Source organism: Dactylosporangium roseum (genome assembly GCF_025264685.1).
In the GTDB taxonomy this organism is placed as follows: domain Bacteria; phylum Actinomycetota; class Actinomycetes; order Mycobacteriales; family Micromonosporaceae; genus Dactylosporangium; species Dactylosporangium roseum.
The window spans coordinates 3476016-3502491 of record NZ_CP073721.1 but is presented as its reverse complement, the minus strand read 5'-3'; the positions used below and the strand labels follow the sequence as shown (position 1 = coordinate 3502491).

Annotated in this window: 33 protein-coding genes and 2 pseudogenes; 13 read left to right on the top strand and 22 right to left on the bottom strand. The window is 68.8% G+C overall.

Features of this window, described 5'->3' with window-relative positions; genetic code table 11:
* Positions 1-707: 707 nt before the first annotated feature.
* The 4 genes and pseudogenes from Drose_RS16350 to Drose_RS16340 all read right to left on the bottom strand — a co-directional run bounded on the left by Drose_RS16350 (position 708) and on the right by Drose_RS16340 (position 1949).
* Entirely contained in the window at positions 708-914 is a 207-nt protein-coding gene (locus tag Drose_RS16350; protein WP_260729055.1) for a hypothetical protein, read from the bottom strand.
* Between the two features lie 97 nt (positions 915-1011).
* A pseudogene (locus tag Drose_RS39085) lies at positions 1012-1104 on the bottom strand (hypothetical protein); the annotation flags it as partial.
* Between the two features lie 264 nt (positions 1105-1368).
* Complete coding sequence (locus Drose_RS39355) at positions 1369-1794, bottom strand: hypothetical protein (protein WP_260729054.1); 426 nt, start codon at positions 1792-1794, stop codon at positions 1369-1371.
* A gap of 8 nt (positions 1795-1802) precedes the next feature.
* Complete coding sequence (locus Drose_RS16340; RefSeq protein WP_260729053.1) at positions 1803-1949, bottom strand: hypothetical protein; 147 nt, start codon at positions 1947-1949, stop codon at positions 1803-1805.
* A gap of 340 nt (positions 1950-2289) precedes the next feature.
* Here Drose_RS16340 and Drose_RS16335 point away from each other — a divergent pair, with 340 nt between their 5' ends.
* Positions 2290-2856, top strand: a complete 567-nt coding sequence (locus Drose_RS16335) for a DUF5994 family protein (RefSeq protein ID WP_260729052.1) — start codon at positions 2290-2292, stop codon at positions 2854-2856.
* A 695-nt stretch (positions 2857-3551) separates the two neighbouring features.
* Here Drose_RS16335 and Drose_RS16325 read toward each other — a convergent pair.
* On the bottom strand, positions 3552-4559 hold the full coding sequence (locus tag Drose_RS16325) for an Acg family FMN-binding oxidoreductase (protein WP_260729051.1): 1008 nt from the start codon (positions 4557-4559) through the stop codon (positions 3552-3554).
* A gap of 480 nt (positions 4560-5039) precedes the next feature.
* On the opposite strand from Drose_RS16325, the gene Drose_RS16320 reads away from it, so the two are divergent.
* Positions 5040-5288: a hypothetical protein gene (locus Drose_RS16320; RefSeq protein ID WP_260729050.1), complete on the top strand. Its 249-nt coding sequence runs from the start codon at positions 5040-5042 to the stop codon at positions 5286-5288.
* Positions 5289-5403: 115 nt separating this feature from the next.
* Here Drose_RS16320 and Drose_RS16315 read toward each other — a convergent pair whose 3' ends face one another.
* The 4 genes from Drose_RS16315 to Drose_RS16300 form a co-directional block, all read right to left on the bottom strand.
* Positions 5404-6528, bottom strand: coding sequence for a fatty acid desaturase family protein (locus tag Drose_RS16315; protein ID WP_260729049.1), 1125 nt, complete (start codon positions 6526-6528; stop codon positions 5404-5406).
* Between the two features lie 23 nt (positions 6529-6551).
* Entirely contained in the window at positions 6552-7637 is a 1086-nt protein-coding gene (locus tag Drose_RS16310; protein ID WP_260729048.1) for a ferredoxin reductase, read from the bottom strand.
* Positions 7638-7766: 129 nt separating this feature from the next.
* Entirely contained in the window at positions 7767-8675 is a 909-nt protein-coding gene (locus Drose_RS16305) for an SRPBCC family protein (RefSeq protein WP_260729047.1), read from the bottom strand.
* Positions 8672-9037, bottom strand: coding sequence for a hypothetical protein (locus Drose_RS16300; RefSeq protein ID WP_260729046.1), 366 nt, complete (start codon positions 9035-9037; stop codon positions 8672-8674). Before Drose_RS16300 ends, Drose_RS16305 begins: the two co-directional genes overlap by 4 nt.
* A gap of 682 nt (positions 9038-9719) precedes the next feature.
* On the opposite strand from Drose_RS16300, the gene Drose_RS16295 reads away from it, so the two are divergent.
* The 4 genes from Drose_RS16295 (at position 9720) to Drose_RS38775 (ending at position 12228) form a co-directional block, all read left to right on the top strand.
* A complete protein-coding gene (locus tag Drose_RS16295) occupies positions 9720-10034 on the top strand; it encodes an alpha/beta fold hydrolase (protein WP_260729045.1) in 315 nt (104 codons plus the stop codon).
* 359 nt (positions 10035-10393) lie between these two features.
* Positions 10394-10729 (top strand): hypothetical protein, encoded by a 336-nt coding sequence (locus Drose_RS16290; RefSeq protein ID WP_260729044.1) that lies wholly within the window; start codon positions 10394-10396, stop codon positions 10727-10729.
* Positions 10714-11532 (top strand): hypothetical protein, encoded by an 819-nt coding sequence (locus Drose_RS16285; protein ID WP_260729043.1) that lies wholly within the window; start codon positions 10714-10716, stop codon positions 11530-11532. The genes Drose_RS16290 and Drose_RS16285 overlap by 16 nt, the downstream gene beginning before the upstream one ends.
* 393 nt (positions 11533-11925) lie before the next feature.
* Complete coding sequence (locus tag Drose_RS38775; protein WP_313900023.1) at positions 11926-12228, top strand: hypothetical protein; 303 nt, start codon at positions 11926-11928, stop codon at positions 12226-12228.
* Positions 12229-12406: 178 nt separating this feature from the next.
* On the opposite strand, the pseudogene Drose_RS16275 reads toward Drose_RS38775, so the two are convergent.
* From Drose_RS16275 to Drose_RS16260, 4 genes and pseudogenes are all read right to left on the bottom strand, one after another.
* A pseudogene (locus tag Drose_RS16275) lies at positions 12407-12551 on the bottom strand (DEAD/DEAH box helicase); the annotation flags it as partial.
* A gap of 34 nt (positions 12552-12585) precedes the next feature.
* Complete coding sequence (locus Drose_RS16270; protein ID WP_260729042.1) at positions 12586-12930, bottom strand: STAS domain-containing protein; 345 nt, start codon at positions 12928-12930, stop codon at positions 12586-12588.
* 149 nt (positions 12931-13079) lie between these two features.
* The gene (locus Drose_RS16265) at positions 13080-13355 is read right to left on the bottom strand and encodes a hypothetical protein (RefSeq protein ID WP_260729041.1); all 276 of its coding nucleotides are present in this window, start codon (positions 13353-13355) and stop codon (positions 13080-13082) included.
* Between the two features lie 83 nt (positions 13356-13438).
* The gene (locus Drose_RS16260) at positions 13439-13642 is read right to left on the bottom strand and encodes a cold-shock protein (protein ID WP_260729727.1); all 204 of its coding nucleotides are present in this window, start codon (positions 13640-13642) and stop codon (positions 13439-13441) included.
* A 341-nt stretch (positions 13643-13983) separates the two neighbouring features.
* Here Drose_RS16260 and Drose_RS16255 point away from each other — a divergent pair, with 341 nt between their 5' ends.
* The 5 genes from Drose_RS16255 to Drose_RS16235 all read left to right on the top strand — a co-directional run bounded on the left by Drose_RS16255 (position 13984) and on the right by Drose_RS16235 (position 18783).
* Complete coding sequence (locus tag Drose_RS16255; protein ID WP_260729040.1) at positions 13984-14193, top strand: hypothetical protein; 210 nt, start codon at positions 13984-13986, stop codon at positions 14191-14193.
* Positions 14194-14889: 696 nt separating this feature from the next.
* Positions 14890-15126: a hypothetical protein gene (locus Drose_RS16250; RefSeq protein ID WP_260729039.1), complete on the top strand. Its 237-nt coding sequence runs from the start codon at positions 14890-14892 to the stop codon at positions 15124-15126.
* Between the two features lie 158 nt (positions 15127-15284).
* Positions 15285-16973 carry a Na+/H+ antiporter gene (locus tag Drose_RS16245; protein ID WP_260729038.1) on the top strand — a complete coding sequence of 563 codons (1689 nt, stop codon included), beginning with the start codon at positions 15285-15287 and terminating at the stop codon, positions 16971-16973.
* 617 nt (positions 16974-17590) lie between these two features.
* Positions 17591-18142 carry a glycosyltransferase family protein gene (locus Drose_RS16240; RefSeq protein WP_260729037.1) on the top strand — a complete coding sequence of 184 codons (552 nt, stop codon included), beginning with the start codon at positions 17591-17593 and terminating at the stop codon, positions 18140-18142.
* On the top strand, positions 18139-18783 hold the full coding sequence (locus Drose_RS16235) for a hypothetical protein (RefSeq protein WP_260729036.1): 645 nt from the start codon (positions 18139-18141) through the stop codon (positions 18781-18783). The genes Drose_RS16240 and Drose_RS16235 overlap by 4 nt, the downstream gene beginning before the upstream one ends.
* Here Drose_RS16235 and Drose_RS16230 read toward each other — a convergent pair.
* Entirely contained in the window at positions 18737-19237 is a 501-nt protein-coding gene (locus tag Drose_RS16230; RefSeq protein ID WP_260729035.1) for an inorganic diphosphatase, read from the bottom strand. The genes Drose_RS16235 and Drose_RS16230 overlap by 47 nt on opposite strands.
* Positions 19238-19964: 727 nt before the next feature.
* Between Drose_RS16230 and Drose_RS16225 the strand changes: the two genes are divergently transcribed.
* Positions 19965-21521 (top strand): sensor histidine kinase, encoded by a 1557-nt coding sequence (locus tag Drose_RS16225; protein WP_260729034.1) that lies wholly within the window; start codon positions 19965-19967, stop codon positions 21519-21521.
* Here the strand turns inward: Drose_RS16225 and Drose_RS16220 are convergent.
* The 8 genes from Drose_RS16220 to Drose_RS16185 all read right to left on the bottom strand — a co-directional run bounded on the left by Drose_RS16220 (position 21495) and on the right by Drose_RS16185 (position 25123).
* On the bottom strand, positions 21495-21884 hold the full coding sequence (locus Drose_RS16220; RefSeq protein WP_260729033.1) for an STAS domain-containing protein: 390 nt from the start codon (positions 21882-21884) through the stop codon (positions 21495-21497). The two genes, Drose_RS16225 and Drose_RS16220, sit on opposite strands and share 27 nt — an antisense overlap.
* Positions 21885-22253: 369 nt before the next feature.
* Positions 22254-22832, bottom strand: a complete 579-nt coding sequence (gene amaP / locus Drose_RS16215; protein ID WP_260729032.1) for an alkaline shock response membrane anchor protein AmaP — start codon at positions 22830-22832, stop codon at positions 22254-22256.
* The gene (locus Drose_RS16210) at positions 22832-23368 is read right to left on the bottom strand and encodes a DUF6286 domain-containing protein (protein WP_260729031.1); all 537 of its coding nucleotides are present in this window, start codon (positions 23366-23368) and stop codon (positions 22832-22834) included. The genes amaP and Drose_RS16210 overlap by 1 nt, the downstream gene beginning before the upstream one ends.
* A gap of 20 nt (positions 23369-23388) precedes the next feature.
* Entirely contained in the window at positions 23389-23820 is a 432-nt protein-coding gene (locus tag Drose_RS16205; RefSeq protein WP_260729030.1) for an Asp23/Gls24 family envelope stress response protein, read from the bottom strand.
* Positions 23817-23999, bottom strand: a complete 183-nt coding sequence (locus tag Drose_RS16200; RefSeq protein ID WP_260729029.1) for a hypothetical protein — start codon at positions 23997-23999, stop codon at positions 23817-23819. Before Drose_RS16200 ends, Drose_RS16205 begins: the two co-directional genes overlap by 4 nt.
* Before the next feature lie 34 nt (positions 24000-24033).
* Entirely contained in the window at positions 24034-24264 is a 231-nt protein-coding gene (locus Drose_RS16195) for a hypothetical protein (protein ID WP_260729028.1), read from the bottom strand.
* Positions 24261-24641, bottom strand: coding sequence for a hypothetical protein (locus tag Drose_RS16190; protein ID WP_260729027.1), 381 nt, complete (start codon positions 24639-24641; stop codon positions 24261-24263). Before Drose_RS16190 ends, Drose_RS16195 begins: the two co-directional genes overlap by 4 nt.
* On the bottom strand, positions 24638-25123 hold the full coding sequence (locus tag Drose_RS16185) for an Asp23/Gls24 family envelope stress response protein (RefSeq protein ID WP_260729026.1): 486 nt from the start codon (positions 25121-25123) through the stop codon (positions 24638-24640). Before Drose_RS16185 ends, Drose_RS16190 begins: the two co-directional genes overlap by 4 nt.
* 285 nt (positions 25124-25408) lie before the next feature.
* Here Drose_RS16185 and Drose_RS16180 point away from each other — a divergent pair, with 285 nt between their 5' ends.
* Positions 25409-25951 (top strand): RNA polymerase sigma factor, encoded by a 543-nt coding sequence (locus tag Drose_RS16180; RefSeq protein ID WP_260729025.1) that lies wholly within the window; start codon positions 25409-25411, stop codon positions 25949-25951.
* Positions 25952-26476 lie beyond the last annotated feature (525 nt).

Sequence of the window (26476 nt, the reverse complement as noted above, 5' to 3'; positions counted from 1 at the left end):
GACCCTGTGCCGGTCGACGGCAAACACCGCGCGCGGCGGCGCTCACCTGCCCGCATGCGGCGGCAGTGCCAACACCGTGCGAAGCCGCGAAGCCCGGCCGGGTGGATGACCGGCGTCCGCGTAACAGTTTGAGGCCTTCTTCGAGGGGGGATCGACAGGCTCCGGGCGATTACCCGCCCGGAGCCTGTCTTGCCCCCGCGGCCGGCTGGCGCGGTCAGTGTGCGGATCACGCCAGCAACACAAGGCGGGCGCTAGGGGCGGCGTTCCGGGGTCCCGCCCGCGGCGATGACGTCGGCCGACCGGCGGCTCGCGGTGCCCGTCGCGGATGGGTTTCTCGCCCGGCCGAAACGGTGGAAGCCGAAGGCCGGCGCACCCTCACCGGCCCCGCCATGGCCGCCCGGCTTTCCCGGCCCCGTACGCCCACCTTGCGCTGGCCCGCGGTCGCCACATGGATACGAGGCGCTCGCGGCCCGGCTCATCGCTGCGTCGGGCAACCGGCCGGGGCTCTTCAGCGCGGACCGCCGGGTCCCGGTCGTAAGCGACATGGTGTTGACATCGCGGCATCATCTGGCCTTGAGCCCAGCAGCGACGACCTGCGCCGCTGCACCATGACGCCTATGCGCGGCCCAAGACACAGGAACAAGGGCGTCGCGCTCTTCCCTGCACGACGACACCATCTCGAACACTCGCCGCGGCACTCTCGAGGCTCAGCCGAGGCGATCAGGGCGGTCGTGGTCGTCCACGGGGAGAGCACCGGCGGACACCGCCCTCACCTCCAGGCTACGCAGCTCGGCACGACCGGCCGTCACGGTGGTGAACGCGATGTCGGCGGCGTCCCGGTCGATAGCGACGCGGACCAACGTCGGGCGGAGCGCCAACCGTGTCGCGTCCCACACCTGCCAGTGGCCGTCCACCTCGATCCACCACGGAGTAAAAGTCCATCAGGGCCAGGCCGGGGACGTACACGGCGGCAACGCGCGTGGGGGCCTCGACCGCCCGGCAGAATGCGGCGGCGAGGTGTGCGAGGTCGCGGCACACACCACAGGCGGACAGCAGTGTGTCCACCGCCTCGGTGGCGGGCCCGCTCGACTCGGACGTGTACATCGCGTGCCGCCACACGTAGTCGCAGATCGCCCGCACCCGGGAGCATGAGGGCGCGTCGCCTCACCGGTCGACCAGGGCGACACATTGGCCCCACGCTCATTCGGACTCACCCAAACCGGCCGGCCCGATCGGACAATGATGGCGACCGCGCCAATCGTGGCCGTGACGACAACTTCATGCTCGACGGGCGACACGGCGCATCGGTCGCGACCGAGGAACTGCAATACACCCCGAGCGTTGACGCGACTGGCCTCGAAGTGCAGGTCAGCCGCGGAACGGTGACGTTGTCGGCGAGGTCGCCAGCCTGCCGGAACGGCCCGCGGTGAAACACGCCGCGATGCGGGTCGGCGTCAAGAACGTCACCACAAGACCACCGTATGCACGCCTTCCGCCTCGGGCATCACCGATCAGGACATCGCTCAGGCTGCCAGCCAGTTCCTCGAGTGGGCCGTCGACGTCCCCCCGAACGCGGTCACCGCCGACGTCCAGGACCACAAGATCACCCTCTCCGGACACTTCGCCTGGGAGTACCAGCGCAACGCCGCCGCACGGGCGGTCACCTACCTCAAGGGCGTCACGCAGGTCAGCAAACGAGATCTCGCTCGAGTCGCCGCCGCCGTCCGACGGCACCAAGGCAACGGTCGAGGCCGCGATGCGGCGCAACGCTGAGCTGGACTTGCGGCGGATCACGATCGACCTCAGCGGACCTCCGCTTCCGCCTCGGCACGGTCGGCCCAGACGCCACGCTCGGCGTCGATGGTCTTGCCCGGTTCGAGATCCTCGTAGATCTCCCGGCACCGGATCTGAACTCCATACGCTCCGCCCCTCGCGTGCTTCGCGGCCACCGTCTCACCCGGGGAATCGTGCGGCGCTGCGGTCGGATCCGTTGACCGTCGGCTCGCCGCGACGGCGTTTCCGACGGTACAGCGGCCGGCACCTCCACTCCCCCGGCAAACCCGTGACGCTGAGATCGCAGGGATCGTCAGAACGTCGACGAGGCATCGCGCCGTTCTCGTGCTACAGGCGTAGAGTTGGCTTTGGCACCCGAGACCCCGGTGACCGAAATATGCACCGCCGACGGACCGCGGCCGGCGCAGCACGAATCGAGTCACGCCGAGTAAAGCTGCAGGTTTCCATACCGGTCACCTCCCGGTGGCAGCCCGTAGGTCGGGAGAGGGGCCAGTTATGTTCACCGCCGCCCAACGCGTCACAGTCGTTCCGCCGGGACCACCGACCCAGCCGAGGATATCGCTCGCTGCGGTGCGGGCAAGTCGAGCTGTCCTCGACGGCGGATGGTGGCCCCGTTCCCGGGATCCGGTGGCGGAACTACCGGGGTTGATCCTCGCCCTGAACGAACGGTACGGACCGATCCGCCAGATGATGCTCAACAGCAGCACCTGGAATGGCCACTTTCGGCGCCTCGCGGTCGGCACCCGCGTGGTGCGGGCCGGGTGGTTCAGCACCGTCGACCCCGGCATGCTGATCGCCACCACCGAGCGCGGCGACCAGATCGACCTGCTCGTCGTGCCCCCCGAGGCCACCACCGCCACTGCGGCCATCGCCATGGCCACGGCCGCCGATCCGACCAACCAACTGCGCGCTCCGGCCATCCTCGCCGCATCCCGCACCGCACCGACCGCCGAGCGCAGTGAAGGCGTCGACCCGGGCACCGTGTGGGACAACGAAGGCGGCCACAGCGCCCGGGAGCCCTCGCGACGGCATGTCCCAGCCGAGCCGGCGAACACCTCATGACCTGCGTTCGGAACCGCCGGTTCGACCTGATCGAGGTTCTGCAAATGCTCGCCCGCGAAGGGAAGCTCGCCCTCCGAGGCAAGGTCGTCGTCACGGCCTGACGAGGGTCAGCTTGCGGTTGTGGCGCGTAGTGGTTGGCCGACGTGGCGGAGGTGGTGCAGGGCCCGGCGTAGGAGCGCAGCAGGGTGGTCTCGCAGAATGACACGTCGTGCCACCCGACCGATACCCGGCCCGACGCGCAAGCCGCGAGCCAGGCGCTTGCTGGGGCTGTCACCGCTGCAGGCTACGCCCCGTCGATCCGCCATCTTCGCGATCCTCTACGGCCGCGAGGACCGCCCCCTGGACTGGCTACACGCCGGCGAAGCGCTCTCAGCCGGCTGGCTCACCACCACCGAGTTGGGTGTATCGGTCCTGCCGCTCAGCGCCACCGTCGAGGTGGCCGCCACCCATGAGGCGATGCGGGCACCACTCGCCGGCCTCGGCCGCCCTACCTCGTCCTGCGGCTCGGATCGACCGAACCGACCGAACCGACCGAACCGACCGAAAAGGTTGCGCCACACGCACCGCGGCTGCCAGCCGACCAGATCATCGAACGGCCGTAGCGAGGGCTGAACCGGCCGTTGGCGTGCCGACCTCCCGACGGCCGCGCATCGGCGGCGACGATGCGTACGGGGTGGTCTGCGGCGCGACGCGGGTCAACCCACCGCGATGACTTCGATGACCTCGTCGCATGGGCGGCGCGGTACCGGCGCTGCCGGGGGCGCGCTCTCGTTGACGCCGAGCCGGACGGTCAGTTGTGGGTACCCGGCTGGTGCGATCGCCCCGCGTAGTACCGTCCACGCACCGGGGACCTCGACCACATCGCTCATCGCCGACGAGGCCACCCCGATGGTTGTGGCGGTGAGCAGGACCGCACTGAGCGCCTCCCCGGTGCGCAGCCAGTCTGCCCTGGTGTCCTGTGCGGTCGCGAACGCCAGGTAGGTGGTGTATCGGTCGTCGCCGGGGCCGGGAGCCAGGCCCGGCGACGCTCCCGGAGCGAAGTCGCGGGCCGGCCCAGTCCGTGTCACCGCCGGGACGTCCGCCGTCGTCGGCACACCGCCGCGGGTCGCTGGTATGCGGTGGGTCGGCCAGGTGGCGATCTCGTCCTGGTAGCCGATGTCGCGTTGCTCGACTGTCGCCGCTGACCGTGCGACGAGTGCACGGACGTCCACCTGTGCTGGGTCGAACGCGTGCGTGCTGACCCCGAACGGTTCGGCGGTGTGGCGCAGCAGGTCCATCACCTCGTCCGGTAGCGGCCGGACGCCCAGGAATGGGCGCTGATCGGTGCAGCGCGTGCGCAGGGCATGATGCAGGCGCATGTCGTCGGCTGTAACCTGGTGCGGGCCGGTGAGCGTCAGTCTGGCAAGCAGGTCCGGATCGGCTGGATCGTCGATCCGTTCGACGGTGACCGCGGCCCCGAGGACGGCGAGCACGACGGTGGCATGGTGCAGGACCGCACCGCAGCTGACAATCATCAACCGGCCCTGCGGATCGGTGACGGTCAACTGGCGGGAGCGGTCCGCGCGCAGTTCAAGGGCGTTGCCGCGGATGCGCCAGCGCCAGGGCTGAGAGTTCTCGATCGACGGTGCCAGACACGCCACGCGGGCCGCCTCATACAACACATCCTCGGCCGACAACGACGCCGGCCGCTGCATCTCACTCATAGTCGTGCCTCCAAATCGCGTGTGCCTCCCACTGCTCTACCCGGGACGGAGGTCGGTCCTTCCTCGGTGCGGCGAGAGCCCGTCTCGTTTGTAGACGGGGTACAACACGGTGGACAGGCTTGCGATGAGCGTCGTTGGATGCCAGCGCACCCCAGTGGCTGCCAGCACTCAGGGTAGGGCAGGTCCTGGCCGTAGAAGCAGGTGATCGCGGTCGGTAAGCCCCCAACGCACGTCCCGTTTCGATCCAGCCGGGTCCGGGCGCGCGGATTCGACCCGGTCCCGATGGTCCAGGTGCCCGCACCGCGGGCACCTGGACGACAACGGAGGTAGCGGTCACCGGATCAGCACCGGCGACGCAAGCGCCGACCGTAGCGTTGACACACGACAACACGTCGCGAGTTCAACGGTACCTCCGGCACCTCAAAGGTCCGTGCGGTCGCGACCGGCGGGTGACGTACGACAAGGGCTGGGTCGACCGCGATGAGCCACGCACCGGCTTGCCACTCGCGAGCCTACGCCGCCAACCCGGTCACCCGCTTCGGCGTCGCGGACGTCTTCCGTGCCACGTTGCAGGTCGTGGCTGCGCCCACCTCCGAACGGACCCGGCTGTTCAAAGCGCTGCGCGGCAGCGCCCGCAATCACAACCGGCGCCTGTCCGACCTCGCCCAGGCCATCGCCGACGGCTCGCTGCACCCTCCACCTGCGACCGCCACCAGCACGCCCCACTGACCCTCCAAACGGGTCTGGCAGCGGCCAACAAGCCCTCAGGGCCGGGCGCCGGGGTTGTCCCGGTCGCCGTCGACGGTAGTGACCGGCGACCGGGGTATGGCTCCGTCCCGGCTGATCAGGCGGTCGCCGAGATCGGCGGGTTGTCCGGCGGCCGGGGTTTCGGCCCAGGCAGCGCCAGACGGAAAATGTTCTTCCAGACGTTGGCGGTCTGACGGACCAAAGAGCCGGTGTTGTACCGCAGCCCGTAGCGCTGGCACAGGTCACGGACCTTGGGAGCGATCTCGGTGTACCGATTGCTGGGCAGATCTGGAAACAGATGGTGTTCGATCTGATGGCTGAGGTTGCCGGTCATGATGTGCAGCAGCGGGCCGCCGTCGATGTTGGACGAACCAAGCAGTTGGCGGATGTACCACTCGCCGCGGCTCTCGTCCTCGAGTTGGTCTTCGGTGAAGACCTCCGAGCCGTCCGGGAAATGGCCGCAGAAGATGACCGCGTGCGACCAAACATTGCGGGTGACGTTCGCGGTGAGGTTGCCGAGCAGAGTGGGCAGGAACGCCGGACCCGCGAGCAGCGGGAACGCGACGTAGTCTTTGACGACCTGGCGGGTGGCCTTGCGCAGGACGCTGCCGAGCTGGGACAGCGCCTCGGCCCAGCTCTTCTCGCCGCGCCAGGCCCGTTCGAGCTCGACGTCGTAGATGGCGATGCCCCATTCGAAGCCGGCCGCCAGGATCGCGTTGGAGACGGGTTGGGCCAGGTCGACCGGGTGCCACGGCTGCTCGGGGCTGACCCGTAGGAATGCGTAACCGATATCGCGGTCCTTACCGAGAATGTTGGTGTAGGTGTGGTGCACGAAGTTGTGCGAATGCTTCCACATGCCGGCCGGCGACGCGAAGTCCCATTCCCAGGTGCTGGAGTGGATCTGCGGGTCACGCATCCAGTCCCACTGCCCGTGCAGAACGTTGTGACCGATCTCCATGTTCTCCAGGATCTTCGCGACGGCCAGACACGTGGTGCCGGCCAGCCAGGCCGGCGGCAACAGCGAGGCCATCAGCAGTGCCCGGCCGCCGACTTCCAGGCCCCGCTGGAGCGTGATGACCCGGCGGATGTACCGGGCGTCGCCGTCGCCGAGACCGGCGATCACCTTGTCGCGGATCTGGTCCAGTTCGCGGCCGATCTCCTTGATGTCGACTTCGGACAGATGGGCAGCGGGGCCGGCTGACGCGGGTACGGTACCTGTCATCTGAGAGCTCTTCCAACTGGTCGCTACAGGTCGATCTCGACGGGGCCCGCGGCCGCCGACACACAGGTTTGAATCAGCGCTCCTTCGTCGCCGTGCTCCCGACCGGTGCGCAGGTCACGTATCCGGCCGGCCCGCAGCCGGGCCACGCAGGTGTAGCAGATGCCCATACGGCAGCCGCTGGGCATCAGCACACCGGCGTTCTCACCGGCGACCAGCAGCGAAGTGGCGCCGCCGGCGTCGGCGTGCCGACCGCTGACAGTGAACATCACCCGGCCCCCGCAGCCGCCCGACGTCACGTCGGGCCGGAATCGCTCCACGTGCAGCCGGTCGCCGAGCCCGGCGCGTCGCCAGTGCCGCTCGGCCCGCTCGAGCAGACCGGCCGGGCCACATGCCCAGACGTCGCGCAGACGCCAGTCCCGGCAGATCCCGCGCAGTTGCGCCATCGTCAGCCGGCCGCCGTCACGGGTGTACCACTCGTGCAACCGCAGCCGCGGAAACCGGGCGGCCAGGGCGCGCAGTTCCACACCGAAGATGACGTCCTGCGCGGTCGGCGCCGAGTGCACCAGCACCACGTCCGGCATCTCACCCTGCGCGGCCAGGCCGCGCAGCATCGCCGCCACCGGAGTGATCCCGCTACCGGCCGTCAGGAACAGCAACCGGGCCGGCAACGGCTCCGGCAGCACGAACGCACCTTGCGCCGGCGCGAGGTGGACGATGGTTCCCGGCACCGTCCGATGGACCAGGTAGGGCGAGACCAGCCCGTCCCGGGCCGCCTTCACCGTGATCGTGATACACCCGTCGGCCCGCTCCGGCGGCGAGGACACCGAGTAGCTGCGCGCATGCCGCACCCCTCCGATGTCCACACCGACCCGGACGAACTGCCCGGCCCGGTGCCGCCCCCAGCCACGCCCGGGACGGATCACCAGGCTGGCCGCGTCCGCAGTCTCCGGCACAACCGCCTCGACCCGCCCACGCACCTCCCGGGACGACCACAGCGGATTGAGCAACCCGAGATAGTCGTCCGGCAGCAGCGGCGTGGTCAACCACACGGCGGCCCCGAGCAGGCGGTCGCGAACGCTGAGCCGGCTTGCCCCCCTGACCCCCTCCACCGTGGCCTCGGTCTTCGCTTCGGACCCAAGAGCCAACCCGCGCACCCCCTTCACGTGGACTGTCACCTGCCCTACCACGACCGGCACCTAACCCCACCCCGGCTGAGAAACCGGATGACACCCGGTTGGCTACGCTCGACAACCGAGCGCCGGGTCGCGGACGGCGCCGTGGTCGATGACCATGCCATACAGCCACAGCACGAGGTAAACCGCGCCGCCGATCAGGAACAGCCGGGCGCCGCGCTCGTGCTCCTCGCGGCCTTCACCGCGTTCCGGGCGCCCTTGCGGTCCTTCTCTCTCACCCGCGCCCGCGCCGCTCCCGATCCTCGCCGCGGGCCGGGCCCGGCGGCCCTGTGCGCGCCAGAGGTTGCCGGTCTGCTCGAAGAAGCCCTTGGGGTGGTACTCGATGATCAGCACCACCCGGGTCAGCGTGGGCGTGAGGGCATGGAACGAGATGGCGCCGTCCGGATAGCCCTTCGCCCCTTTCGAGCGCCACACGATCCGCTCGTCCGGGACCATCTCGACGATCTGCGCGTCCCAGTCGCGGTGCGACAGGAAGATCTGTGCCCGCCAGTGGAGCTTCTCGTCCTGCTCGCGCTCGACCTTCTCGACCTTCTTCGTGAAACGCGGGATGTCCTCGAACTCCGTCCACTGGTTGTACGCCACCCGCACCGGCACACCGACGTCGACGAACTCCACGATGTTCGTCAGCTTGAGCTTCTTGCTCTTCTTCCCCTTGCCGAACGCCTGCTTCAGCTTGGCCAGCCCGCCGGCGATCCCGCCCTTGGCGGCGGCCTTCGTCGGGGACCCGCCCCCGGCCAGATGCTCCGCGCCCTTGGCCGCAGCCACCAGCTTGGGGCTCTCGGAGCGCTCGGCGAAGTCGGTCAGCCGATCGGTGAGGCCGCCGACCCTGCCACGCAGGGACTCCACGGCCCGCTCGCCGACCGCGCCGGCGAGGTTGCCCAACTCCTTGGCCACCAGACGAGAGACTCGCTCGCCGATGCCACCCGTGGGGCCGTTGTGCGGTACCGCGCTCATCGCAGCGCCGCCGATCCACGTCGGCGGACCGGGGGCTCGCTGTCCTCACCCCGTGACCGGCCCCGCCCCGCCCCGACCGGCACCGGTTCCTCGTACCGCCGCTCGTAGCGGCCTTCCGCGCGCTCGTCGTCACGATCCCTGTACCGCTGCTCGTACCGCTCGTCGCCGCGGCCGTACGCCCGTCCGCGCTCCTCCCGCTCACCCCGCTCCTGCCGGTCCCCCTCCCGCTCGCCGCGCAGGCGGTCCGTGGTCGACCGGAGCGCCTCGCTGCGACTGCGGAGCCGGTCACTTGCCGCGTCGATGCGCGCCCGGCTGCGGCGGCCGCGGCGAGCAGCAAGGCGGTGACCACGAGTGAGGCCCATCGCCGTCATGAAATTCGTGGAGAACACGGAACCGGTTCTTCCGTCAGCAATGCATCCCTTGGCGTGAGTAGACGGTCGGCGTAGATTCCCCCCGCCTTCTGGAACGCCGATGCGTCCGCCCGCGATGCCTCGGAGATGTTCGGCCGCGCAGTAACATCCTGACCCGAACTCCGCGATCCAGCGCACGGCACACCGGCTCGTACAGCAGTTCTGGCGTGCACTCCTGCGCCCGGTATGCAGGCCGAGCCACGGGCAGGTGCGCGGCGGCTGCCGCGAGTTGACGGAAGCTGCCCTGGGCGGTGTGGGCCGGGAAGCGAGGGATACGCCGACTCGGCCGGCGACGGTCATGGACGGGTTCGTCACGGTCAGGACGTGGCGTAGACGTTCTCGATGAACTCGGCGAGCTGGTGCTCCTCGAGGTTGCGGGCCAAGTCGGCCTCGCTGAGGATGCTCGCCCACCGGGTCGACGCCCAAGCGCTGGTCACCGGGGCGCCGTACGACAGCCTGCCGCGCGAACGCTGCCAGCTTATGCCGGGATGATGCCGCCGGCCGTCCCCACACGATGTCGGATTGCGTTTCTCCTTGCTCAACTCGGGGAATAGCCGTCGCGGTTCGCGTGTCGAACTGATGATGACGTGATTGAGATGGTGTGCTGGAATCGTCAGGCTGCGGGGCGGCTTCCATGGACTTCGTGACCAGCGATGGGGGCTGCGGTGGGGTCCGCCTGAGTTATGAACGGCACGGCCCTGCGAAGGGCGCACCGACGGTCGTGTTGTTGCATGGTTGGTCGCTGGACCGGCGTGTGTGGTCCTGGCAGGTCGACGCTCTGGGCGACGTCGCAGTTGTTGCTTACGACGCGCGTGGTCATGGCCGTTCGGGGCCGGTTACGCGGACCACCGCGACGGTGGCCCGGCTCGCTGATGATCTTGCTGAGATGCTCGGTGCTGTCACGCGAGCCATCGGGTGGTGCTTGTCGGTCATTCGCTCGGCGCTATGACGCGTTCGGCGCGGCGGTTGACACGCACCGGCGCCTGACCGAACTGGCAGCGCTGCCCCAGATCCCGGTGACGGTGCTCGTCGGTGCCCGTGACCGGCTCACCCCCTCGCCTGCGCCACCAACATCGCCGCCGCCGTCCCACAGGCACGCCTGGTCATGTGTCTGGAGGGCGGGCGACGAGTGGGCGGGCGCCCCGGCGGTAGCGACTGCATGAGCATTGGGCCGCTGTCACAGCCGTCCGAGGCCACGACAGCACCTGGGGTGGTGGCATTGCCGCGCAGGGCGTGCCGCGAGGGGAGCGTGGGCGGGAAGCTGCGTTACACGCTCCGGACGGGTCAGTTCTTGGCCGGGTTCGGGTGATGACGGTCGTGCCGTGTGCCGATGTGGGGGCCGGCCGGTTTGCCGGGCGTCTGCGGGGAACCGGCTGTCTGCAGGAACAGCCGACGCGGAACCGATCCGAACCGAACCAGAATCGATCTCACCACGATTTCGCCGATTTCCGAGGAGTAAACGACATGGCGACTGTCCGAGACAAGGTCGTTCAATATCTGCAAGACGCACGTGCGGCGGAGTACGCCTTGACCACCATGCTCGCCGTCAACATCGCCGTCACCCCGGAAGGGACTATCGACGGCGGCTGGAGACGCAGCGGCGACGGTCCCGTGAGCGGGTATCCCGGGTGTCGGACCGGCTGAGTGAGCTCGGAGCTCGCCGCAGCATCCGGCACCTGGGCATGGACGTCGTCCGGGTAACCGGCGGGCAGGCCGTGGCGTTGGTAACGGTACCGGTGCAACTGTTGCGTGGCCCCGGTGGTGAGGAGCGGGTGTTGAAGAACGCCCGGGACCTGTGTGCGGCCACGGCGGTGGTGGACGCCAACTATCGGGCGTTGGCTCAGATCACACGCACCTGTCGAGACAAGATCACCGAGAAGCTCGCTGTCGACCTACAGGCGGAGAGTGAGGAGATGCTGTCGGAGTGCTACGCGTCCCTGGACCGGCTCGCGGAGGCGGTGATTTCCGAGGAGGTCGACGGTGAGCCGGTCTACCAGATCGGACGTATCGGCGCGGTGCAGATGCTGAGGCTGCCGCAGTTGGGGGAGAGCCTGCACCGGCTACGAGACGAGGCCGCTGACGTGCTGCGGTTCGCCCGGCGCGGGGCCGTGCGGCAGGAGGCACAGTCCATCATCCCGGACTACGACAACCTGTCGGTGGAGCAGATCCGTGACCGGCTGGCGCGGCTGTCCCAGTCGGAGCTGTCCACCGTCGAGGCCTACGAGGCGGCGACGCTCGACCGGGTGCCGGTCCTGGAGGCCATCCAGGAGCTGCACGGCGCGGAGCCGTGGCCGGGGTACGACCGGATGAACGTCGGCGAGATCCGTGCCCGGCTGCGGGAGGTTGACGAGGGCCAGATCCGCGCGGTGCTGGACTACGAGCGCGGCCACAAGGACAGGGCATCGATCCCCAACGCCCCTGAAGTTCAATTCGTCGTTGCCGCCTGACACCCGCCGAGCCCGCGGAGGCCCCACCGCTGCCCGGTCCTTCCGCGGGTCATCCAGCGGTGTCTTGTCGCCATCGACAGGACTCACGGACTGGTCAATGCGGTTCATCAGCGCGACCGACGGCGGCCGATCGGCGGCCTCAAGGGGCGCCGGTAAGCGCGCTGCATCACTGACGCAGTACACGGTTGAGCACGGCGGTGAGGACCGTCCGGTAGGCTCGGCAGCCCATCTAACGCGCCGTCGCCCCGGAGTTCGCCGGGGCGACGTATCACAGCCACAGCGCCGCCAGGCAACGTAGTTATCGTCCACAGCACATGGGCGTTGCAGATGGGGACAGTACATAGGGTTCCAGGCGCGTGTGTCATCTGGTTCCACGCGGACGCAACCTCAACGATGGGTCGAGACTGCGCCGCGGTCGATTGGGATTCTGTGCCGCTCGCCTGCTGTGCCATCGGCTACGACCCCGTCCTGGGCGTCCGGCCCTTGCGCCGCCCCGTCCAGCGCCAGATCGAGGACCCACTGTCCGAGCAGATCCTGCACGGCCGGCTACAGCACGGTCACATCGTCCTCGTCGACTGCGACGATAGCCGAGCCCAAGCCAAACGCACCAAACTGGTGTGCCGCGACACCGACAAGCCGGCACCGGCGACTGACCCGATCCCCGCCGACCACAGCAGCGGCAGTGGCGACGAGTAGTTGATGAGTAGTTGATGAGGAACAGGCAAGCAGAGGAGGGCCTCGCGGAGTTCCACGATGACGCGCACGCCCCCGTGCCGAACTATGTTGTGGGACTACTGCAGTACGTGTTCGTGCGCCGGGTCGCCTCCGCGACCACAAGGCCGACCTGCTGTCAGGTCCCGCTGTACGCCGGGCCGGTCATGAGCGTCACGACCGTTCCTTGCGCACCGGCCCGGGCCGTGCGGCCGGAGCGGTGCGGGTACGTACGCCTTATGCTCGACCGGCGGAGCGGCGTGGACGACGAGGCTGACGTCGTCGATCTGGATCCCGTCAGCCGCGAGCAGGTGTTGCCCGCTCGCCGGAACAGCGCCACGATCAGCCGTGGTTCTGAGCCGGCCAGTGTGGCGGCCCGGTCAGGTCGAACACGCCGGTCAGACCGGTGACCTGTAGGCGTTGGTGAAGGGTCGGGCCGACGCCTTCCAGCGCCAGTCGGCAGCCGACCTGGCCGCACATCTTGTGCACGACGACCAACGTGCCCAGACCGGAGGAGTCGACGAAGGAGACCTGTGCCAGGTCGAGGCACACCTGGGCGGGCCGGGTCGCCAAGGCGGCGGTGACGGCGTCGCGCAGGTGCCCGGCAGTGCCCTGATCGAGTTCGCCGCGCAGGGTGATCTCGACCTGTCCGGCCAACCGGGTCCGGACCTCCACCGACAGTGTCACCGCTCACCTCAGCTCACGTCGCGGAAAGCCGACCATAACGGCTGCCCGGTAATCCGCAACCGTTGCCATCCAGTACTAGCCCGCGCTGCAACAGCAATGACCCGCACTGCAACAGGGTTCGGTAGGCCGCCAGCAGGTGCCCCGTTGTTTCATCTCAGCGTGACAGGGAGGGCGCCGCCACGCAGCCGTGCGAGGAACCCGAGTTGGGTGAAGACGAACGCGAGGAATCCGGCGGCGATGAGCACCCACCATGAGTCGCCGATGAACCCGAAGGCCGTCCAGCCGGCCGCGAACAGCAGACCGGTGACGGCGATCTTCCAGATGTAGTACCGGGTGCGGCGATCGAGCAGTCCGGCGCCGCGGATCTGGTGCAGCAGATGCGCGTACGGGCTTCCGGTGCGGCTTTGCGGCGGCGTTGTGGACATGCGCTCCTCCTCGGGGCGGGTGATACGCCGACGCCGCCACGTGCCGACCGCCTGGGACGGCGGGCACGCGGCCGACGGTGGGTTCAGATGGCGCGGACGCTCGCGGCCTGCGGGCCCTTGGCGCCCTGCGTGACGTCGAACTCGACCCGCTGGTTCTCCTCAAGGCCGCGGAAGCCGTTCGAGAGGATCGCCGAGAAGTGCGCGAACACGTTGGCGCCGTCGCCGTCCGGGGTGATGAACCCGAAGCCCTTGTCCGCGTTGAACCACTTCACGGTGCCGATAGCCAGGTCTTCTCCTTGAAACGCTGGATCTGGCCCGCACCGTGCGGGTCCCAGCGTCGCGGTGTTGATCGCCCATATCCGGAGATGACCGGAAAACACAGAGCGCCTAGGGGATCAGATACCCACCAGGCGCTGGCCAAGTATTCGGAAATCACAACTACAACGCGCCCACGGTACCACGCCCGGGTGGGTACGAGCCGTGCCACACATGCGACGGAACGACCACGGCGAACCCCGTCAACGTCTGGCGGAGCGCCGGTGCCTGCACGGGTAGTATCGATGACCGGACGGCACACTACGTACCACCCGGTGCGAGGGACGCCGTCTCACAGATAGAGGCGGTCCACGTGCAGTACCTCAGTGACGTCAACCTACGCGCCGTTCTCAGCGTCCTGATCGGCAGAGCGGGCGGCACGATCGAGATCAGCAACGCTGAGCTCTACGACGCCATGCTGCCCGAGAACGGCCAAGCGGAACGTTTCCGCGTCGAGGAACTGCGGGACGGCGTCCGGCTGACGCTGGTACCCGGTCGAGACCTCAACGGACCTCACAAGTAGCAGCGTCTCCGAGCCGAATCGGTATCATCCGCAGCCCGCTGGAATGTGTCGCCGCAGCGGCGCGCCGTCTCGGTGCTGGCCTACAGTGTCGCAAGTGCCGGGGCGCCGACGAGGAATATCTGTTCGACACCTGACCCGCCGACCTGTGTTCCCTGTCCGGATTGATCCTTGAGCCACCACGCCCGGCATCCCGCCGAACGCGGCAGCGCGTTCACGTCGTGGAGGCCGGCGGCGGACTGGGCGCGTCGTGCGGCAGTGCGGGCACGTGCGGCTCCTCTTCCGGCGGTATACAACATCGCCGCAGCCGTCGGCGGTGGCTGCCGCGGCACGCCCGCCACCGAGACCGTCGAGACGGTGCCCGCCGAACGAGGCTCGTATCTTCGGGAAAGGGGCAGCGACGCGGTTCCATCCAGGCCCTCACATCGCCGCGGCGGACGCACGTATGTGCCGGCTCGCGGTATGCGAGACCGCTAGTCGTGCGGGGAGGAGAGGGGCTCACCCTGGACTCGGTGCGATTCGGCATAGGGTAAGGATGTGTGCGCGGTCACACAACGCCGGCGCGGACAGGCTACACGTGGCGCCGTACGGCGCCCAAACGGAGGACGTATTCCACTCGCGGCGTCAGCTGTTTGGACCTCGGGCGCGGCGCACCAAGGCACAGAAACCCAAGGGCAAGACAAAGAAGCTTGTGACGCCATGACGAACGAACGCCCGACCGGCCTGCTGTATCTGCTCGTCGTCGGCAGGGAAACCGAACTGGTAATTCGCATGCACGACATCGCCTTGAATACTGATGCCATCACGGGGTGGACGAGCGACGGGGCCATCCAGCCTCTGGTTGTCTCACTCCACGGCGGCCAGGAGTCGCAGCCGTCGACACTGTTGCTGAACTTCACACATGTCATCGGGGGCACGCCTGGCCCCGTACCGTGAGACGCGTACTGGTTCGTTCTGAACCGTGTAAGCATCGATGGTGCCTCTCCGGATTCCGAACCGTGCCGTCAGCGGGTGGTTCGCGGCGCCTCGGCGGTCACCGCGGTAAGGCCGCCCATCTCATCTCCTAGCTGGTCAGGTCCGAGAGAATGGACGCAATGAGCGTCGAGTCGATATTGCTGTTCGTGCTTGCCGCCGTCGCTGTGGTCGTATTGGTGCGGTGGGTCGCGAACCGGACCGGCTTGCCGGCTGCGGCGCTTCTGTCGATCATCGGCGTCGGTTACGCCCTGTTGCCGGGACTCGAGGTCGTCCTTGCCCCCGACATAATTTTGGCGTTCGTCCTGCCACCGCTGCTGTACAGCGCAGCATTGGACTCGTCGCTGCTCGCGATCCGCCGCAATCTACGTACTGTGGTGAGCCTGTCGGTGCTCTTGGTCTTCCTCAATGCTCTGATCATCGGCATCGGCTTCCAATGGTTTGTCGCGGGAGCGACCCTGGCCACCGGTATCGCGGTCGGAGCGGCGGTCGCACCGCCCGATCCGGTGGCCGCGCTCGCAGTCGGGCGCAAGGTCGGCCTACCGCCCAGAGTCCTCACCCTCATCCAGGGCGAAGGTTTGCTCAACGACGCTACGGCGCTCACGATCCTCAGTGTGGCCGTCGCCGCGGCCACCGGTGGCGGTTTCTCAGCGCCGTCCGCGCTCGGTCAGTTCTTGATCGCTGCGGCTGGTGGCGTCGCGGCCGGAGCGTTGGTCGCCTACGGTGTCCGGCTGTTGACGCGACCTCTGGGCGGCGACCCGTTGATGGCGAACGCCGTCTCCCTGGCCACCCCGTTCGGGGCATACCTGCTCGGCGAAAAAGTTCATGTCTCGGGTGTGCTCGCGGTGGTCGTCGCGGGGCTGATTGTCGGGCACCACCGGCCACGGTCAGCCTCAGGCGCGAGCCGGCTGCAGACGAGCGCGGTCTGGCGGCTGGCCGACTTCCTGCTCGAGGGTTTCGTGTTCCTGCTGATCGGTCAGCAGTTGCCCGAGGTTGTACGCGGACTCGCGCAGTACGATCCGGCCACGATTGTCATCGCGGTTACGATCACCGTCAGTGTGGTGTTGCTGCTGCGCCCGGTGTGGCTGGTGCTGACCCAGTCGCTGCCCCGATCGCTGCACACCTGGCTGGGTGGCCAGACCGTCGACGACGACCGTGCTGGGACTGACAAGACCCGGGCGGCACCGCCACACGAACGCGTATCCCAGCGGCTCACGGGCCGCGACGTCATAGCCCTCAGCTGGTCCGGTACCCGAGGCGTGATCAGCCTCGCGGCGATCTCCACCCTGCCGTTGGTCACCGCCAACGGCGCTCCATTCCCGAACCGCGACCTGCTGCGGTTCTGCACGTTCGTCGTCGTACTGGTCACACTGGTGGGTCAAGGCCTCACCTTCGCACCGCTTGTCCGGGCACTCGGCCTGCGCGCCGATGAGGTCGACCAGGCGCGGCTACGCAACGAGGCGCGCTCGGCCGCTGTCGAGGCTGCCATGGCAAGGCTCGACGAGCTGGCGGCTCAACCGCACGACGACGTCAAGACCCACGCGATCGAGACGATGCGCGGGCAACTCCGCGGCCAGTTGACCCACCATCAGGATCGACGAAATCAGCTGAGCAGCACCGACCTGGTCCACGTGCCGACGTCGCCGCGACACGAAGCCGCGTTGTACGTCCGCAGGGAGGTCATCGATGCCCAACGGGAGGAACTGCTGCAGTGGCGTGACGCCGGCAGACTGCCAGATGAGGGCCTCCGCGTGCTCGAACGGGAACTCGATCACGAGGAAGGGCTGCCGCCCACGAGGCCATCACGCTGAGTCCGGCGCGCAGGTCCAGCGGCCGCGACGTGCTAGTGTTAGCCCTACCGATGAATCTCCGAGATCCGGTGTCATATCCTGGTCGGCCCCAGGTCCCGCCTCAGCGGTGGTCGCCCGTGGATTCGTTCGCCCCGCTACACACGCTAGCCGGTGGGCGCCCTTCATCGCGTGGGGTCGCCGGTGCTCCCGAGCGAAGGCGGCCAATGACCCGGAAGGGCCAATAGATGGCCGGCAGCTATGGTTTCTTGAGCACCCGTCCACCGACGCAGTGCGGACTGGCCACGTTCAACGCCGCTTTGGCCGCCCACCTGACCTCGGACGACTCGCCGGGGGGCGTCGTGAGGGTCGATGTGGGCGGTGACGACGCCGGCCAGGGCATGCGTCCTGGAGCAGCCGTTCCGCCCGTCGTTCACACGTGGTCGACGCCGGGTATCGCCGGCTGGCAGGGCTGCGGCCATGGCCCTCGACCGCTTCGACACCGTGATCGTGCAACACGAGTACGGCATCTATCCGGGGCCTGACGGCGGCGACGTCGTGCCACTGCTGCGTCGGCTGCGAGCACCCAGCATCGTGGTCCTCCATACGTTCCTGCCCATCCCTCGGCCGGGCAGAAGGGTGTGCTGGAGCAGCTTGTGGCCGCGGCCGGTGCGGTGGTGACCATGACCGGCACCGCTCGTGACAGGCTCCTTGTCGGATACGCGGTGGACGCCGCCAAGGTAAGCGTCATCCCGCACGGCGCCGCCGACCATGCTGGCGCGCTCGCCGAGCCGCGCCCGCGCCCGCACCTGCTCACCTGGGGGTTACTCGGTCCGGGCAAAGGCATCGAGTGGGCGCTACGGGCGGTGGCCCGCCTGCGGGATTTCCGGCCGGCTGTGACCTACACCGTCGCCGGCCGGACCCACCCGAAAGTCCGCGAGCGGCACGGTGAGGCCCTTCCCGCACGCCGTCGAACTGTGCTCACCAACGGCCCCGGGCTGCTCGTGCCCCACCGCGATCCTGCGGCGGCCGGAATCCGGCGGATTCTCACCGATCCGGGCGGTCTCGCTCTCAGCAGCCACTCTCGGCCGCCGGCCCTGCTGTGGCCAGCGGTCGCGGCCCGCTATGAGACGCTCGCCGAACGGCTCCGGAGCGCCGGCAGCCCGGTCTCCGCCACGGTGGCGCGGGCGTGACCGTGCCGATAGCCAGCCCGGCCGTGCCCGCCCCCAGCTTCGCACATCTGGCCCGGTTGACCGACGACACCGGACTGTTCGAGCACGCGCGGCACGCCATCCCTCGCCGCCGGCACGGCTACTGCACCGACGATGTGGCCCGCGGGCTCGTCGTCACCAGCCGGGAAGTTGACCCCTCCGACACCGTGCTGCGGTTCGCAGAGTGTTACCTGGCGTTTTCTCACTCATGCACAGGACGGCAGCAGCGCCTTCCACAACCGGCTGTCCCACGACCGGCGCTGGACCGACGAGCCCGGGCTCGGCGACTGGTGGGGCGCGCGCTGTGGGGCCTGGGCACTGCGGCGGCCCGCAGCCCGGCACCCTGGATCCGCGTCGAGGCGTTGACGGCGTTCACCGTCGCCGCGAGCCGCCGGTCCACCGCACTGCGCGCGATGACGTTCGCGGGCCTCGGCGCAGCCGAGGTCCTGCGTGGCGACCCGGACAACACCGTCGCCGGCGGCGTGGCGCAACGCTCTCGACACGCGAAGGTCTGCCGTCCGATCACCGGCGCCCTGGCCAGGTGCCATACTTCGACGAACATCGACCGCGTCCTGCTCACCCGGAAGGCAGCGATGCGCGGGCACGTTCCTGCGAGCGTGTGATCTCCGCCTCGGCTTCGGCCCGGTCGGCCCAGGTCCGGCGTTCGACGTCGATGCTCTTGCCCGGCTCAAGGTCCTTGTAGATCTGGAAGAAGTGTTCGATCTCCAGCTTGTAGAAGTGTTCCAGATCCGTGATGTCGCCCAGGTGCCCGAGGCGGGGGTCAGCCGTGGGCACGCACAGCACCTTCGGGTCGGGTCCCTTCTCGTCGTGCATGCGGAACATGCCAATGGCCCGGCAACGGATGAGGCAGCCGGGAAAGGTCGGTTCCTGCACCATGACCACTGCGTCGAGTGGGTCGGTGTCCTCGCCGAGGGTTTGTTCGATGAAGCCGTAGTCGGCCGGGTACTGGGTCGCGGTGAAGAGGGTGCGATCCAGCCGGATCCGACCGGTCCGGCGATCCATCTTGTACTTGTTGCGCGTTCCCTTGGGGATCTCGATGGTGACGTCGAACTCCATGGCCGATGCTCCGCCCTTCGGACGACATCACGGGGATTTCAATGGCGCTGACACAAGCCGACCGAACTCCCACTGCACGGGAGACCTCTATTGCAAAGCTACACGGCCGCAGCGGTACGTGGGCTCGTCCGCATACCGCGACTGCGGGCAGCCGATCCGCCGCCTGGGCCACAGCGGACCTGGGCGGGGCATGGCCCGAGTTCGTCTGCAACTTCGTCTCCAACGCGGAACGGCCCGGCGAGCAGTGGAATGCGATGTAGTCCTTGGCCACCGGCGGTCGGCCTCGCGCAGGACGCCGTGCAGTTGGGTGAGCGCGTCGCGCCAGCTCTTCGCGTCGATCTATCGCAAGCCAGCAGTGCGGCGCGACGCCATACACGCTGCACAAGCCCTCGGGATTCTCCCGGCCGGCGAGGTTCCACTGGACCCACCGCCGATCGGCGCCCAACGCGGCTCGTGACTTCGATCTGGCAGCCAGAGCCGCAACGTCGGCATCACATTCCAGGAACTGGGCGACAGTTTGCCAAACACGCCGGAGATCGGCCTGTTCAACCCGGACAAGATGCGCACCACGCGCTACCGCTACCGGGAACGGCCATCCCCACGCCGTGGGCGGCCACGGGATCGGGCCGGTCGACCGGTCGGCTGGTCACCCGGTGCCTCACCCGGTGGTCACCGGTGACCGGCATAGTGTGGGTGCCGATACGTCCGGTCGGCAAGGGGACCGCTGATGGAGGCATATCAGGAGGCCGACTTCCTTGCCGTGCTGAGCCGTCTCATGCTGTACGCGGACGATTTGCGGTCGGTACTGCCCGAGGTTTCGCGCCGCCTGGCGCGGCAGCTGCGGCTGCCGTTCGCTGCGATCGAGCTCGACAGCGTCCCAGGCGACGGGCGACGGGTTGCGTTGCCGCTGCTGTACCGCTCGCGGCCCGGCACCCTCCTCGTCCCCGCCGACCTGCCCGAGCCGACCTTGCAGCGTCTCCGCGAACGTTTGGTGCCCCAGTTGGAGACGCTGCTGGCAGTCGCGACCGAGTACAAGGCGATGGCCAGGTCCCTGCGGACAAGCCGCGACGAACTGCACGACCTCGCGCAGGAACAGGCTGGTCTGCAGCGGGTGGCGGTGCTCGTCGCGTCCGGTGCGCCGCCGGCCGATGTCGTCGCTGGGGTCGTCGCCGAGGCTGCCGTGCTGCTGGACGCAGACGCCACCAGGCTGATGCGCTCTGAGTCCGCTGGCACCGTCACCGTCCTCGCCGGGTACGGCAAGCCCGGCACCGAGACCTGGCTGGGTCGGCGATTTCACGACGAAGGCGACGCCACGGAGCTGATGCTGCGAACCTCCCGCCCGGCCAGAGTGGATAGCTACGACGATCTTCCCGGCGCCTTCGCCGACCTGGCGCGCCGCGACGGCTTCACCTCGTCGGTCGCCGCGCCGATCACGGTGGGTGGCCGCCTGTGGGGCTCGCTGGTGGTGCTGTGGTCCCGCTGGGAGCCACCACCGCCCGGCGCGGAGGAGCGGCTGGCTCAGTTCGCCGAGGGCGTGGCCACCGCGGTAGCGAACATCGAGAGCGGCGCGTCACGTGCCCGGATCGTCCGCGGCGTCGAGGAGGGCCGCCGCCACTTCGAACACGACGTGCACGACATCGTCCAGCAGCGTCTGGTGTCGCTCGGCCTGGAGCTTCGCGCGGCGGAGGCGTTGGTGCCGGACGAACTCGACGAGCTCAAGGCACGGCTCTCCCACACGGTCGAGGGTCTGACGAGTGTCTTCGAGGTGCTGCAAGAGATGACACGCGGCATCCACCCGGCCATCCTCACCCAGGCCGGGCTCATGCCTGCGCTCAAGGCGCTCGCGCGACGCTCGGCCGTCCCGGTCACGATCAGTCCGGGTCCCGAGCACCGGCTGCCCCGCAGCGTCGAGGTGGCCGCGTACGACGTCGTGGGCGAGGTGCTCGCGAACACCGCCGAGGACGCGCGCGCTTCCTCGATCAACGTCGACGTCGACATCACCGTCGACCACGCGACTGGGCGCGAGCTCCTCGTGGTCTCGATCCACGACGATGGTGTCGGGGAAGCCGACCTGGCCCTCGGCACGGAACTCGTAGGCCTCACCGACTGGGTGGAAGCACACGGCGGACGCCTGCAGATCTCACGTCCGGCAGGTCGGGCGACGTCACTGTGCGTCATGTTTCCGACCGACATCGATTCTGAGCGGTTTGACGCTACGACCGCACCGCCACCCACTTCGCCACCATCGCCTGCGCCATCATCTGCTACCGACCAGTACCGGTAACGACCCGGTGGCCTGCAGCGCCGCACGTACGATTCCATGCGGATTGGCCAACCGCAGGGCGGCATGGCATCTGCCGACCAGTTCGTGCATCTGCAGCAGCGTTCCGATCGCGCTGGCATCCAGGAGCCGGACCTGGTCGAGATCCACCACCAGGTGGCCCGGACGTGCGGCCAGCGCGTCGCGGACGGCAACCGCAAGCACGTCACGGGTGGCGTAGTCGAGTACGCCGGCCACGCTGATCCAGACCTTGCCTTGCCGTGCCTGCCAGCACACAGCGATATCCCGCGACGCGCCGATCAGGAGCGTCGACCGTCCACGTGTCGCCACGACTGCCGACGAGCGCGACGACGTTTCGGCGTCCATACCGACATCATCACCGCGATCGGCCCGAACCGCCATCCGTGCGGGTAACGCGCACACCCGGTGATCGTTACGTATGGACCCAGTGCCGCAGCCGTGGGAAACGATGGAGCCCGTGGAGCAACGCCAAGCCACCTGGCTGAACCCGACCGGACTCGTACTCAGCCTGGGTCGCGTCATATCCCTGGTCCGGCGACCCGCGCCCCAGGGGAATCGGCACTCAGCTTGCCCGACCGGTGGTGTACCCGCCAGCGGCTGGATGCCGGCCCGCCGCAGTGAGGCTTCGTTGCTGGCACTCGGCAGTGCGAGTGCTCCACGCTCACCTTGTACGAGTGCTGCCCAAATGGGATGAGATCCCCACGGGGGATCTGTTTAGGTGACTCGGGCGGACGAGCGCTGCTTCGTGACGGTGATGTCGAGCCGGATTGGCAGGTCGGGGACACCGAGGGCGTGGCGCGCATGGGCGAGCGCGTTGGCTTCGATGTGCCGGCGCAGTGCGGCCAGGTCGGCGTTGCGGTCGGTGTCGACGGCGACGGCCAGCTGCGGGTTGGTCGGTTCGCCTTCGAGGTGGGTTCGGGTGGAGTGCACGCCTCGGTAGCTTTCGATCTCGCCGGACAGCGCGTCGGCCAGCGCTGTGGAGGTGAGAGTAGTACGTCCGGCGGAGTGGTCTCCTGCCACGGTGATGTCGGCGAGCCGGCCGGTGGAGAACAGGACGGTGAGCAGCCACCGCAGACTCAACAGCGCGATGACGACCGCGACCACGGCCACGGCTGGCCACACCCATTCGCCGTGTGCGCTGATGTAATGGCTGACGCTGTTGTCCAGCAGCTTCCGGTGTGCCGCACGGTCGCCGAAGACGCCGGCGCCGAGAAGGATGCCGGAGACGCCGAGGGCCAGCAGGAGCAGCCCGAGGATGGCCAGTACGGCGCGATTGACACGGTCGGCGTGCATCAGCGACTCCTGGTGGAGATCCGGACGGCCAACTTCGGCGGACGACGCAGGTCAAGGGCGTCAAGGCGGGCCCGAGCGGCAAGGGTGACGCTGTCGCGAACCAAGGGGGCCAGCGACGGCTCGCGTGCGACGGCGTGCGCGTGGACGCGGATGCGCCGGCGCCGGACGGCGACCGCGGTGCGGTCGACGCCGTCGACCTCGGTGACCGCGGTGCGGACGGCTTGCGCGACGCCGCGGCGGGTGTAGGCGGCGTCGATGGCCGGGTCGTCGCTGTCGGTGACCAACCTGGCGGGGCGGCGCGGCTTGAGCTCTGCGGCCAGGAGGGCCAGCCCCAGTAGGCACAGCAGCAGGCAGATGAGTCGGACGCTGCCGGCGTCCCAGCCGGTGCGCTGGGCCCACCGGTAGGTGGCGTGCCAGTCGATCACGGCGGGCCGGCGCCCCGTCCAGTCGGCGATCAGATCCGCGACGAGCACCGTTGCGGCTGCGATCAAGGTAAGGCTGACGATCACGGCGAGCAGGCGGTTGAGCAGTTTCACGGCGACGCTTCCCTTCGCCTCTACCCCGCCCGCGACGATGGGATCTCGGTAACCAGGTCGGTAACCACGATGCGTGCCTCGGCGATGGTCAGCCCGGTCAGGGCGGCCAGCCGTTCGCGTACGTGTTGGCGGACCGCGGCGGTGACCTGCGGCACCGACGCTGGCCAGCGCACGCTGATCACCAGATCGATGACGGCGACATTCCCGTCGACCTGGGCGGACGCCTTGGGCAGGCCGGTGAGGTCAGTCTGCCGGAAACCGAGATGCCCGGCACCGGGTATGACCTGGCCGATCAGGCGGGCCGCCGCGGCGCCGGCGTCAGGTGTTTCCAGCACCGCGCGCGAGGCCAGCTTCGTCACGACCCTGTCGGCGATGGTGATCGACCCGGGTACGGTGTCGTCGGCCCGGCCGGGGGCATCTTCTACCGCCGGGGGTTGGGGGTCGGCGGTCATCGTCTACCGCTCCGATTGGCGCGGTAGCTACCCAGGTCCACCTCGCCGCTGAGCACCTTGGCGGCCCCGAAGCCGAGCGCGGCGAATAGCAGCACGATCAGCATCTGACCAAAGCTGCCGAAGGCCAACGCGAATCCCAGCGCCATGCCCACCGCAGTGCCGAAGACGATATGGCTCATGTCTCTCACATCCTGTGGAAACGGCAAGGATCGGCTAGCAGACCCGTGCCAATCGGCGGCATCGTCGCGACAGCGCCTGGATCAACCGGACCACCAACGGCCGACGGCGCACGACGATCACCCGCACCCGGTCGAACACCTCCGGCGGACCGGCGTGGTCGAGCCGCGCTAGGCCGGCGATGAAGACAGCGGCGTCGCCGCCGCGGTCGGGATGATGGGCCCGGATGAACGCGCGGCGCGCCCGCCACTGTTGTTCCTCGTTCACTGATCCTGGCCGCTGACTGTGATCGGAACTTTCCCAGCCGAATGGTCCAGCTCGGGGGCAGCCGGGTCAGCCAGGTCGGCGATGATCACATCGACGCGTCGAGCGAGCGCGAGAGTTCGCAGCGCGTGGCGGATCTGCACGGCAACCTCGACAGCGGGCACGCCCCACCGCGCGCGGACCTGAACCTCCAGCACGTGAGGGTCGACCCGCAGGCCGTAGACCCACCGACCAGGCAGACACGTGGCCGGTCCACCCGGGCGGCCGCGGTACAGGTCGTCCACACCCGGGCAGGCCCGCACCGCAACGGCCACCGCGTCGACGTCGACACCGTCGACGACCGCTGCCGCCGGCTGCCGGATACGGGCGGAGGAGCTCATGACACCCGCGACTCGCCCTGGGCTTCACCGGACTCGGGTAGGTGGACGTCGTCGACGTTGATGTTGACCTCGACGACCTCCAGGCCCGTCATCCGCTCGACGGCCTGTTTGACGTTGCGCTGGATGCCACGTCCGAGATCGGCGATGCTGACCCCGTACTCCACGACAATGTCCAGGTCGACCGCCGCCTCGGTCGCACCGACCTCGACGCCGACACCTTGGGCGACGTTGGGCCCGGTGCTGCCCGGAATCCGCTCCCGGATCGCGCCGAACGCGCGGCTGCCGCCGGCGCCCATGGCGTGCACGCCACCGATTTCCCGGCAGGCGATGCCGGCGATTTTCTGTACCACACCCTCGGCAACGCTGATCTTTCCTTCCTCGGTGGTCAGCCGGTTCTGCCGGGCCGGACGGGTGACTTCCGTGCTGCGGGGTGCCGGGCTCGTCTCGGCGGTGGTGTCGGTTCGTGCCACGGTCTGGGTCATGGAACTGCGCTCCTCGGTGATCGAGGTCGACGAAGACGCCGGTCAAGGCGGTGGCCTCCCAGGCCAATCACGGCATCGGCGCCGCGTGGCCCCTTACATGGTTAGACACCCCTGGCGTCGAAACGTCGCGCCCTGGCCACTGGTTTCTTCGCCGACCACGGGGCATAACGTACTCATGGACCGCCATTCCAGCACCGCGTGATGGTAAGCGCGAGACGTTACCGGGCTATCGCTAGGCTTACCCGCCACGTTTCACTTGGTCACCGCGCAGCTACCCGGGAAGGTATGCAACCCGCGATCGACGACGCCTACCTGGTTCGACGCGCACGCGAGGGTTACCTCGACGCCTACCACGTACTCGTCGAACGCCACGGCCCGCGCGCCTACCGGGTCGCCTTGAGACTGCTGGGAAACCGCGAGGACGCCGAGGACGTCACCCAGGACGCGCTCCTGGCCGCGTGGCAAGCCCTGCCCACCTTCCGAGCCGAAAGTAGCTTCGCCACGTGGCTGTACCGCATCGTCACCACCCGCGCCCTGAACAAGAGCACCCGCACGGTGCGGACCGAAACGATCAACGCAACGCCCGAGCCGGCCGACCCGGCACGTGGACCGGCGGAACAAGCCGAACAGGACCTGATCGCCGCCGCGGTCACCGAGGCCATCGACGCGCTACCCACCGCGCAGCGCCTCGCACTGATCCTGCACCAGTTCGAAGGCCTCAGCTACAGCGAGATCGCCGAGATCACCGGCAGCACAGTCGCGGCGGTCCGTAGCCACCTCCACCGCGCACGGCGCACACTTGCCACAACGCTGCAGGACTGGAGGTGACGACACCCCAATGAGCGTCGAAGTACCGTGCGGCGATCCCGGCGCCGACCCGGGCGCCGCTGCTGCGCACCCCGGCGGTCGGCTGGCCTGCGGAGCCGACATCGACGACCTCCTCGAGCGGGTCGCCGACCGCAACGCAACCGAGCTCGACGCACACCAGGCAGACCGTCCCCACTGCAGGGCTGCCCTGACCGACCTGCGGGCACGAGGACGGCAGTTCTCGCTGGCGATGGGCTCCGACGAGCACATCAGCCTGGAGTTGAACGCCCTGCTCCGGGTACGGGCAGCCCACGTACCGCGACGGACACCGGCGATCGGGCATCTGATGATCCTGGCCCGCAGTCACATCCTCTGCCTGCGCTGCCCGCATTGTCTACGACGCACAGCGGGGAGTAGCGTCAGCGACACGACACCGATCCCGGCGCTTGACTGCCTGGCTGGCAGTGCCGGTCTGCGAAGGGTGCGGTCATGCGCTGGCGCGAAGACCAACGTATGGCCTACAGTTGTGAGCCGTCGCCCTGGGCC

What these genes read in the sequence shown, in the direction of transcription:
- Drose_RS16335 (WP_260729052.1), top strand. Translation starts at nt 2,290, where the DNA reads ATGTTCACCGCCGCCCAACGCGTCACAGTCGTTCCGCCGGGACCACCG.
- Drose_RS16325 (WP_260729051.1), bottom strand. Translation starts at nt 4,559, where the DNA reads ATGAGTGAGATGCAGCGGCCGGCGTCGTTGTCGGCCGAGGATGTGTTG.
- Drose_RS16320 (WP_260729050.1), top strand. Translation starts at nt 5,040, where the DNA reads ATGAGCCACGCACCGGCTTGCCACTCGCGAGCCTACGCCGCCAACCCG.
- Drose_RS16315 (WP_260729049.1), bottom strand. Translation starts at nt 6,528, where the DNA reads ATGACAGGTACCGTACCCGCGTCAGCCGGCCCCGCTGCCCATCTGTCC.
- Drose_RS16305 (WP_260729047.1), bottom strand. Translation starts at nt 8,675, where the DNA reads ATGAGCGCGGTACCGCACAACGGCCCCACGGGTGGCATCGGCGAGCGA.
- Drose_RS16300 (WP_260729046.1), bottom strand. Translation starts at nt 9,037, where the DNA reads ATGGGCCTCACTCGTGGTCACCGCCTTGCTGCTCGCCGCGGCCGCCGC.
- Drose_RS16295 (WP_260729045.1), top strand. Translation starts at nt 9,720, where the DNA reads ATGGACTTCGTGACCAGCGATGGGGGCTGCGGTGGGGTCCGCCTGAGT.
- Drose_RS16290 (WP_260729044.1), top strand. Translation starts at nt 10,394, where the DNA reads ATGACGGTCGTGCCGTGTGCCGATGTGGGGGCCGGCCGGTTTGCCGGG.
- Drose_RS38775 (WP_313900023.1), top strand. Translation starts at nt 11,926, where the DNA reads ATGGGTCGAGACTGCGCCGCGGTCGATTGGGATTCTGTGCCGCTCGCC.
- Drose_RS16265 (WP_260729041.1), bottom strand. Translation starts at nt 13,355, where the DNA reads ATGTCCACAACGCCGCCGCAAAGCCGCACCGGAAGCCCGTACGCGCAT.
- Drose_RS16250 (WP_260729039.1), top strand. Translation starts at nt 14,890, where the DNA reads ATGACGAACGAACGCCCGACCGGCCTGCTGTATCTGCTCGTCGTCGGC.
- Drose_RS16245 (WP_260729038.1), top strand. Translation starts at nt 15,285, where the DNA reads ATGAGCGTCGAGTCGATATTGCTGTTCGTGCTTGCCGCCGTCGCTGTG.
- Drose_RS16230 (WP_260729035.1), bottom strand. Translation starts at nt 19,237, where the DNA reads ATGGAGTTCGACGTCACCATCGAGATCCCCAAGGGAACGCGCAACAAG.
- Drose_RS16225 (WP_260729034.1), top strand. Translation starts at nt 19,965, where the DNA reads ATGGAGGCATATCAGGAGGCCGACTTCCTTGCCGTGCTGAGCCGTCTC.
- Drose_RS16220 (WP_260729033.1), bottom strand. Translation starts at nt 21,884, where the DNA reads ATGGACGCCGAAACGTCGTCGCGCTCGTCGGCAGTCGTGGCGACACGT.
- amaP (WP_260729032.1), bottom strand. Translation starts at nt 22,832, where the DNA reads ATGCACGCCGACCGTGTCAATCGCGCCGTACTGGCCATCCTCGGGCTG.
- Drose_RS16205 (WP_260729030.1), bottom strand. Translation starts at nt 23,820, where the DNA reads ATGACCGCCGACCCCCAACCCCCGGCGGTAGAAGATGCCCCCGGCCGG.
- Drose_RS16200 (WP_260729029.1), bottom strand. Translation starts at nt 23,999, where the DNA reads ATGAGCCATATCGTCTTCGGCACTGCGGTGGGCATGGCGCTGGGATTC.
- Drose_RS16190 (WP_260729027.1), bottom strand. Translation starts at nt 24,641, where the DNA reads ATGAGCTCCTCCGCCCGTATCCGGCAGCCGGCGGCAGCGGTCGTCGAC.
- Drose_RS16185 (WP_260729026.1), bottom strand. Translation starts at nt 25,123, where the DNA reads ATGACCCAGACCGTGGCACGAACCGACACCACCGCCGAGACGAGCCCG.
- Drose_RS16180 (WP_260729025.1), top strand. Translation starts at nt 25,409, where the DNA reads ATGCAACCCGCGATCGACGACGCCTACCTGGTTCGACGCGCACGCGAG.